The sequence below is a fragment of the Pseudoalteromonas sp. TAE79 genome (assembly GCF_000498015.1).
In the GTDB taxonomy this organism is placed as follows: domain Bacteria; phylum Pseudomonadota; class Gammaproteobacteria; order Enterobacterales; family Alteromonadaceae; genus Pseudoalteromonas.
Window position 1 is genome coordinate 1 of record NZ_AUTL01000285.1, and the last position, 1,850, is coordinate 1,850.

Here is a 1,850-nt window from a genome sequence, read left to right on the forward strand (position 1 = left end):
ATTATAAAAGGGAAAGAAAAGCTAGGCGCAGCGCCTATGAAACACCTTTTTAAACATACAGCAACGCAGTGGGAGCAGTCGCAAACTTTTGATGACGTGTGTGGTTTAAAGCTGCTAAGCGTTGACGGTACACAATTTAAAACCCAAGATACGCCGAGTAACCGTCATTTTGGCTATGCTCAATCGACAACGAACTTCCCCTCAGTACTTGCTGTAACCTTGATGTCGACAAGAACGCATTTAATATCCGATGCAGCGTTTGGCCCCATTACTCAAAGTGAAATTCATTATGCTCAACAGCTTGTTGGCTCAGCACCTGAACATTCACTAACTCTATTTGATAAAGGTTTCTTTTCGGCTGAACTATTCACGAGCTGGCAAGGTGTTAGCGAAAATCATCATTGGCTTACGCCCATCAAAAGTAAAATGCGCTATGAAATAACGGAATCATTTAGCGATTACGACCACTTAATAACAATGCCTATTTCGCCACAAGCTAAAAAATCAGCCCCTTACCTAGGTGATACATGGCAAGCAAGGCTTATTCAAATTCCGACACCTAAAGGTGAAATAAAAGGGTTCATCACCTCATGCGCCTGTCCAGAAAAGTACCCGCTGAAAGCGCTACTCGATGTTTATTGGCAACGATGGGAAATAGAGCGAGGATATGGTGAGCTCAAGCAATATCAATTATCTAATAAGCCAGCGCTACGGAGCTTGAAACAGGAAGGTATTTATCAAGAGCTCTGGGGTATTCTGACGTCATACAATATCGTGAGACTTGAAATGGCAGAGATGGCTAAAGCCCATAAAGTGGAGCCATTACGCATCAGTTTCATAAACGCATTATACCTGATACAAGACGAGTTTTTATGGTGCTCAGGTCGAAGCCCCGGGACAATCCCTAAAAAGCTAAAAGAACTACGTGAAAACGGTAAACGGCTAATATTACCGGAGAAAAGAAAGCGAAAAGCTTATCCGCGAGCAGTGCTGGCAAAGACACAAAAATATCCGGTTAGATATAAACGAAAAAGCACCACTCGTTCTTAAACGAGTGGTGTTACTCAATAGAGAGGGCTACAAATAGGGATAAATCGTTAAATAATTAATCGATTCAGTTACTATATTAGCTGGCTCCCCATACTAAACAACGCCCCTGTTACCAGTGGCGTTGTTTTGGGTTTAAGTGGGTGTAATGCTCATATATTGGGATAAACAATGTATAAGCATTACTACTACATTATTTTTCCCCATGAAAAAGCCCCTGCAATACTGATAACACCATTCAGTTAAGCATGCTTTGACTTAATGGTGTACCGAGTTTTTGAAATTCGAACGGTCCTACTTTTGGGCCGTTTTCTTTTTTCTGGAAGAATATAACGTTTCACTCGTTCTCGCATTGCCCTTAATTTCTTTGGAATTGAACCTGGCGAAGCGATGGCACACCAGAGTATTTCATCCTGTATATCCCGCAAAGCCATGACAAAACTAATTCTCAGCGGGGAGACTTTAGCCTCTTTGGCTATTCGACTTATCTCTACTCGAATTAAATTGTAGGCTAGCAATATACCCCATAGCTCTTGATTGACTCCATCCACAGTCTGACTACGCAAAAGAATACTATCCTCAAGCATCTGGTGTTTTATTTCTCCATAGCTATTTTCAATTTCCCAGCGCTCGAAATAGACATCAAGAATGGCCTGTGCACCAAAGGCCTGTTTATCATCCAAAGAGCACAGCAGACCTTTTATTTTTCCAGGCCCCATTGGCTCAGGATAAAGAACCAGTCTGGCCTGCCAGCACTCAGGAAGCGAAGGGTCTTGTTTTCTGGCATGCGCAGATACACTCAT

The 1,850-nt window shown here is 42.3% G+C and carries 2 protein-coding genes; one reads left to right on the forward strand and one right to left on the reverse strand.

The features are described from left to right. Positions 1-1,050: IS4 family transposase (locus L655_RS0123510; RefSeq protein WP_024606461.1), on the forward strand; the 1,050-nt coding region annotated here is incomplete at its 5' end. Positions 1,051-1,289: 239 nt separating this feature from the next. Here L655_RS0123510 and L655_RS0123515 read toward each other — a convergent pair. Then, positions 1,290-1,850, reverse strand: a 561-nt coding sequence (locus L655_RS0123515; protein WP_024604693.1) for a transposase, incomplete at its 5' end; no start/stop codon positions are given.